This window comes from Pseudomonas sp. (genome assembly GCF_050739995.1).
GTDB lineage: Bacteria > Pseudomonadota > Gammaproteobacteria > Pseudomonadales > Pseudomonadaceae > Aquipseudomonas.
The window spans coordinates 1-6,211 of record NZ_JBOICG010000735.1 but is presented as its reverse complement, the minus strand read 5'-3'; the positions used below and the strand labels follow the sequence as shown (position 1 = coordinate 6,211).

Here is a 6,211-nt window from a genome sequence, read left to right as displayed (position 1 = left end):
GTATATCAGTGCCAGACGAGTTGGCTGACACACCGCAATCGCGGGCAAGCCCGCTCCCACATTTTACCGGTGTCACTGCAAATTGATTGGGTAATCAGATCCGCACATTGCCCCGCGGCCCGGCAATCGCCCAGATGATCAGGCCCAATACCGGCAGCAGCAGGATCAACAAGATCCACAGCACTTTGGCGCCCGTGCTCGCGCCGCTTTTGAACACGTTGATGATCGCCCAGATATCCAGCGCGAGGATGATCAGGCCGATCAGGCCATTAAAAGTGGAACCCATGGTGTCGCTCCTAAGTGAGGGCATGCACTTGTAGGATAGTCAGCCCTGACCGGGGTTCCGTTTTATTTCAGACGTGTACGGCAACGCGCAGCGCTTCAAGGGACGGCTCGGCCTTGATGCCGACTTCGGCGCACAGCTCCAGCACACGCGGCAGGTCGTTGCCGTATACCAGCACGGTCTGGATTTCATCATCGAGCAACTGGCTGAAATTCATCAGCACGTAGCCGCCGTCTTCCGGGCTGAGAGCGCTCATCTGGATCTGAATGCGGTTCAGCGCCGTGAGGTCGTCGGTCTTGGCCAGCTGCTTAGGCTTGAGGTTGAACGCCACACCCGGGCCGAACGACGCAACGACCTGCGCAAACAAATCGCCATAGGTGTCGGCCTGGAACAGCACGGTATCCGGCAAGCTGCCGACCACCACCCACTCACCCAGTGAGATGGGGAACGTGTCGTCGTAGTTGATATCCGGATTGGCCGCCAGAAAAGCCACAGGGTCGGCGTAGGCCCGGGCCGCTTCTTCGGCGATGCGCGCCACTTCGTCCTCGCCCATGACGCCGGCGCTGATTTTGCTGATGAGTTCGACGAGGGCGGTTTTCATGGGGATGGTCCTGTGGCGGGCTGGTTTTCGAGGGCGCGTAGCCTACACCAGTTTCTGCAACTGCGCCGCCGTATCCGCCGCGCCCATGGTCTGCGCCGCTGCCAACGCGGTGGCGCCTTGGGCATCGACTGCCTTGGGGTTGGCGCCTTGGCCCAGCAGGTAATCCACCATCTCAACGCGGTTGAACATCGCCGCCATCATCAGCGCCGTACGACCATCCGAGGACGCAGCGTCCACCGGCGCGCCACCTTCAATCAGCGCCTTGACCACCGGCAGATTACCCTTGAATGCCGCGCCAGCAATCGGCAGTTGGTTCTTGTCATTGGCTATCTGCGGGTCAGCCTTGAACTCCAGCAATACTTTCACCGCATCGGCGTGACCGTGGTAGGCCGCCAACATCAGCAAGGTGTCGCCGTTGTGGTTGCGCAGGTTGGCAGGCAAGCCTTTGGCCAACAGTGCGGCGAGCATGGCAGCATCGCCATTACGGGCCACGTTGAAGACCTGCTCGGCAAATTCGGCGGCTTCATCTTCGGTCATTTGTTTAGGCTGGTCTGACATGTGGGGCTCCTTGTCTGTGTGCTTTATAGGCGCCCAGTGTCGCGTTGAAGCTCCCCACTGTCATGGCTTTTTTGCCAAAAGTGCCCATAGGCAGAATCAATAACGGAACTGCCCACCCTGGATCTGCGCCAACAATTGCCCGGTGACCGGCACATAGCTGTCGGACCCCGGCAGCCAGGCGTAAACCGGGTCATTGCCGGCCTTGTCCGGGTCGAATGCCTCTTCCTTGAGCTTGACCTTCTGGTACTTGAAGGTGCCGGTGGTTTCCATCTTCACCTTGATCCGCAGGAACAACGGCACGGCGTAATGTGGCAACTGGCCGTGGGCGAATTGCAGCAGCTCGCGCATGTCCAGAGACGCCAAGGATTCGCTGGGGGTGATGGCGACCATCCCCGCCCGCCCATTGGTATTTTCGATCTCGACGCCATAGGCCACCACTTCGGCGATCTGCGGATGCTGCAGCAGGACATTCTCCACTTCGGTGGTCGACACGTTTTCACCCTTCCAGCGATAGGTGTCGCCGAGGCGGTCAACAAATTGCGCATGGCCGAAACCGATGCTGCGCAACAAATCGCCGGAATTGAAATAGCGGTCGCCCTTTTCGAACACGTCGGTGAGCACTACCTTGCGGTTCTTTTCCGGGTCGGTGTAGCCGTCATAGGGCGACTTTTCATCGATCCTGGCGAGCAGCAGCCCCTGTCCGCCCGCCTGTACCTTGCGCATGAAACCATCACTGCCACGCAGCGGCTCACCGGTATCGTGGGCGTAGTCGACCAGCGCCCAGTGTTGCAGGCAAAAGCCGATGGTGTTGTCGAAATTGAGGATGTTGGTGAAGCCGATATTACCGTCGCTGGCAGCATACAGTTCGCAGACATGTTCAACCCCGTAGCGCTGCTTGAACTGCGCCCACACGCCTGGGCGCAGGCCGTTGCCAACCATTTTGGTCACGCGGTTATCGCGGTCCTGTGCACTGGGCGGCTGATCAAGCAGATAGCGGCATAGCTCACCGACATAACCCAGGGTAGTCGCGTTGAATTTGCGCGCATCGTCCCAGAACTGGCTGGCGCTGAATTTGCGGCGGATGGCGAAACCCGATGCCCCGACAATCGCCGAGCCCCAGCACACACATAACCCGGTGGCGTGATACAGCGGCAAGGTGCAATACAGGACGTCATCCGAGTCCATGTCCAGGGCGATACTGCCGAAGCTGACGGCGGTCTTGGTCCAACGGCCGTGTTTCATGATGCCGGCCTTGGGCAAGCCGGTGGTGCCGGAAGTGTAGATATAGAAGCAAGGGTCGTTGAAGAAGATGCGACCAGTGCTGTCGGGGTTGTCCACCGAGCCGTCGGCGCTGGCGGCCAGCAGGTCGGTATAGCCTTCGGGCACCGTGCTCGCGGGTTGATCGGCGACAAACCAGGTCCTGCCTGCTTCAATCGCTACCTGATCGCGAACCGCCGCGTGGGCAGCCACCAACTCAGCACCCACCACGATCGCCACCGGGCTCACCAAATTCAAGCTGTGCACCAACGCCGCCTGGGTTTGCGAAGTATTGAGCATGGCGCAGATACCGCCCAGCTTGGCCACCGCCAGCACCGTCAGGAGCAATTCGGGGCGGTTTTCGACAAACACCGCGATCACATCACCCTTGGCGATACCTTGAGCGTGCAAGTGGTGAGCAATGCGATTGGCTCGTTGGTTGGCTTCGCTGTAGCTGAGCACTTCGTCGCCATATAGCAGCGCAGCGCCGTGAGGATTACGCAGGACGGCCTGTTCGAAGTACCAACCGAGACCGCAAGGCTGCCCGGGGTCGGTGACATTCGCCGCACGCATGCCGCGCACCACCCGTGGCAGGGCTCGAACGATGGCTGGCACCTTACGCAGCATCATGCCCCAAGTGATCATGTCATCTTGCTGATGGCTCATGGCGGAACGTCCTTTTTTCTTATTGTTGGTCTGGCCCATCTACAACGGCGCTCCTGTAGGCAGGAGACCGAATGCCTTGCAGGAAAATACGCCAGCGATTCTTTGGCTGTACACGCAGGATTTGAAAAGTTTTGTATCCCAGATACGTGCGGCACAAAAAATGGAATTCTGTGATGTGTCAGCAGTCATTAGCAGAGAACGCCCGCCGAAACCTTCGTCTTCGATAACGCAAAATGCAGGATGCACGATGGCCATTCATGCAAATTGCACGAAAACAAAAATCTTGAATTTTGTTAAGTCATTGTTTTATAACGAATTAATTCGATAGCCAATGCTGGCACAATCACTGCACCTATCACTCCATGCTTGCCAACTTGAGCCAACGGAGCTGATAGACATGAGCCTGATCCAAGATAAATTCGCTTCTGTATTCTCCCAATACGACGTCACCACCCAACCACGTCCCGATGGCGGCATTCTGTTGACCCTGCGCAACAGCGAAGGCAAACAGGTCAAGCGCTCGATCTCTTATCAGCAACTGCACACCGCTGATCAGTTGACCTGGGTGATCAGCGCCATTCGCCGCGACCTGGCCGAACAAGCCAGTGAACTGCCACAGATTTCGATGCTGCAAAGCCAGAACCGCTTTGCCCTGCCGACTTACCACTCGGCTTAAATCACACGCACAAAAAAAGGGCCGCGACGCCATCAAGCGTTGCGGCCCTTTTTGCTGTCCGTCAGCACAAACCCAGGCGGATGGCTTCATTCATTGCCTGCACACGGTTGGTCACTTCCAATTTGCCGTAGATATTGCGCAGATGAAATTTCACGGTGGCTTCGGAGGTGGCTCGAATCTGGCTGATCTCCCAGACCGTCTTGCCTTCCGAAGCCCATCGCAGTATCTCCAGCTCCGCCGGGGTCAAGGGTTTGCCGGACAAACTCATGCGCTTTCTGATCGCCGTCGGCAGAATAACCAGCGGGTGACAGGACTCGACTGGGCCACTCATTGCTCTCTCCTTTCATTTACAGAACCCCTGCCCCTATTCGGATTCCTCCTATTGACAGGTGACATAAACATTGAACGCAGAGAGAGTTACATAATGAATGGAATGAAAGCGTAAGACTCAGAATAAACAGCCGTGCCTTACAAGCAACCAAGCTTCTTCCCACAGTAATTTCCAACTTGCTGGGGTTGAACGTTCAAATAGCTATGCTTAGTCGTCCAATCCTGGAAAAAGACGCGCTATTTCATTTCCAGTAAATTCCGGCACAGCATCTTTAGTCGAATTAAACATACGCAATGTCACGAAGTGCGGGTTCTCCCCCATGTCAAACCAATGGGGCAGGCCGGCAGGAATCACCAGCAGGTCATTTTTTTCACAACGCACGCCATACACGTAGTCGCCAATGTGCAGGCTGAACAACCCTTGGCCCGCGATGAAGAAACGCACTTCATCCTCGCCATTGCAGCGCTCGTCGAGGAACTGGGCGCGCAGCTCATCCTTCTGTGGATGGTCGCCGGTCACGCTGAACACCTCCACGGCCGCATAACCCAGGCTGTCGATCTGCGGTTGATACGCCGCGATCATGGCGATGTCGCTGGCACCCTTTTCAATGATACCGGGCTGCCAACGCTCGAAGCGCACGCCGTGTTCGGCCAGGGTCGAACGGATGTCGTCAAAGTGGGTCAGCACTTTATTCGGGGTATCGGGTGTGGTGACGTGGTAGACAGCTACATAACTCATTGCACGGTTCCTTGGTTCGGCTCTTGCAATCGAAAGCCAATGATAACGGCAGCGGCCAGGGCTGCGACGCTGGCAATACTAAAGGTGAAGGTCGGCCCCAGCAGGTTCCAGCTATAACCGGAATACAGGGCTCCTACAGCCCCCCCTGTGCCCGCCAAAGCCGCATACAACGCCTGGCCCTGACCTTGTTGGCGGTCGCCGAAACTACGTTGCACAAAGGCGATCGCCGCCGCATGAAAACTGCCGAACGTGGCGGCGTGCAGTACTTGCGCCAGCAGCAGTACCCAGAAAAACTCGGCCAGTGTGCCCAGCAACAACCAGCGCAGCGCAGCCAACAGGAAGCTGGCCAGCAGTACCCGACGAACCGAAAAGCGCGCGAGGAGGCGGCTCATGGCCAGGAACATCAACACTTCCGCCACCACACCCATCGCCCACAGCAGGCCGATCACACCTCGGCTGTAACCCAAATGCTCGAGGTGCAGCGTAAGGAAGGTGTAATACGGCCCATGACTCATTTGCATCAGCGCCACGCAAGCATAAAACGCCAGTACCCCGGGGCTGCGCAACTGCTTGAGAAACCCGTCGCCGGCCAAGCGGTTGCCATGGGTGACGGGCTGCGCATTCGGCACCCACAGGCTGGCACCGATGATGCCGGCCATGATCACCACGACCACCACCGGGTAAATATCCAGGCTCAGCCAGTCGAACAGACGCCCCATGCTGACCACGGCCAAGATGAAACCGATGGATCCCCAGAGACGGATCTGGCTGTAGCGCGAGGTCTGTTTTTGCAGGTGAGCCAGGGTGATCACTTCAAACTGCGGCAACACCGCGTGCCAAAAGAACGCATGCAGTGCCATCACCATGGCCAGCCAGGCGTAGGTCTTGCTGACGAATATCAGCGAAAAGCTCGCCAGGGTGCACACCGCGCCAAAGCGTACGATGGCCAGGCGCCGACCGCTGTAGTCGCCGAGCCAGCCCCACAGGTTGGGGGCCACGCAGCGCATCAACATGGGGATGGCTACCAGCTCGCCGATGCGTGCGCTGGGGAAACCCAGGTGATCGAAGTACAGCGCAAGGAATGGCGCGGTCGCCCCCAAC

At 57.9% G+C, this 6,211-nt stretch carries 8 protein-coding genes; 1 reads left to right on the top strand and 7 read right to left on the bottom strand.

Annotated elements, in window-relative coordinates:
- Positions 1-94 precede the first annotated feature (94 nt).
- From ACRESD_RS24845 to ACRESD_RS24830, 4 genes are all read right to left on the bottom strand, one after another.
- Positions 95-286 carry a PLDc N-terminal domain-containing protein gene (locus tag ACRESD_RS24845; protein WP_003172956.1) on the bottom strand — a complete coding sequence of 64 codons (192 nt, stop codon included), beginning with the start codon at positions 284-286 and terminating at the stop codon, positions 95-97.
- A gap of 67 nt (positions 287-353) precedes the next feature.
- Positions 354-884, bottom strand: coding sequence for a hypothetical protein (locus ACRESD_RS24840; protein ID WP_431753329.1), 531 nt, complete (start codon positions 882-884; stop codon positions 354-356).
- 42 nt (positions 885-926) lie between these two features.
- Complete coding sequence (locus ACRESD_RS24835; RefSeq protein ID WP_431753328.1) at positions 927-1,442, bottom strand: ankyrin repeat domain-containing protein; 516 nt, start codon at positions 1,440-1,442, stop codon at positions 927-929.
- Positions 1,443-1,538: 96 nt separating this feature from the next.
- Complete coding sequence (locus ACRESD_RS24830; RefSeq protein ID WP_431753327.1) at positions 1,539-3,365, bottom strand: long-chain-acyl-CoA synthetase; 1,827 nt, start codon at positions 3,363-3,365, stop codon at positions 1,539-1,541.
- A gap of 397 nt (positions 3,366-3,762) precedes the next feature.
- Here ACRESD_RS24830 and ACRESD_RS24825 point away from each other — a divergent pair, with 397 nt between their 5' ends.
- The gene (locus ACRESD_RS24825) at positions 3,763-4,041 is read left to right on the top strand and encodes a DUF3509 domain-containing protein (protein ID WP_016970113.1); all 279 of its coding nucleotides are present in this window, start codon (positions 3,763-3,765) and stop codon (positions 4,039-4,041) included.
- Positions 4,042-4,102: 61 nt separating this feature from the next.
- Here the strand turns inward: ACRESD_RS24825 and ACRESD_RS24820 are convergent, their stop codons facing one another.
- The 3 genes from ACRESD_RS24820 to ACRESD_RS24810 form a co-directional block, all read right to left on the bottom strand.
- Positions 4,103-4,372, bottom strand: coding sequence for a response regulator transcription factor (locus ACRESD_RS24820; RefSeq protein WP_431753326.1), 270 nt, complete (start codon positions 4,370-4,372; stop codon positions 4,103-4,105).
- A 207-nt stretch (positions 4,373-4,579) separates the two neighbouring features.
- Positions 4,580-5,110, bottom strand: a complete 531-nt coding sequence (locus ACRESD_RS24815) for a 1,2-dihydroxy-3-keto-5-methylthiopentene dioxygenase (protein WP_431753325.1) — start codon at positions 5,108-5,110, stop codon at positions 4,580-4,582.
- Complete coding sequence (locus ACRESD_RS24810) at positions 5,107-6,210, bottom strand: MFS transporter (RefSeq protein WP_431753324.1); 1,104 nt, start codon at positions 6,208-6,210, stop codon at positions 5,107-5,109. The genes ACRESD_RS24815 and ACRESD_RS24810 overlap by 4 nt, the downstream gene beginning before the upstream one ends.
- Position 6,211 lies beyond the last annotated feature (1 nt).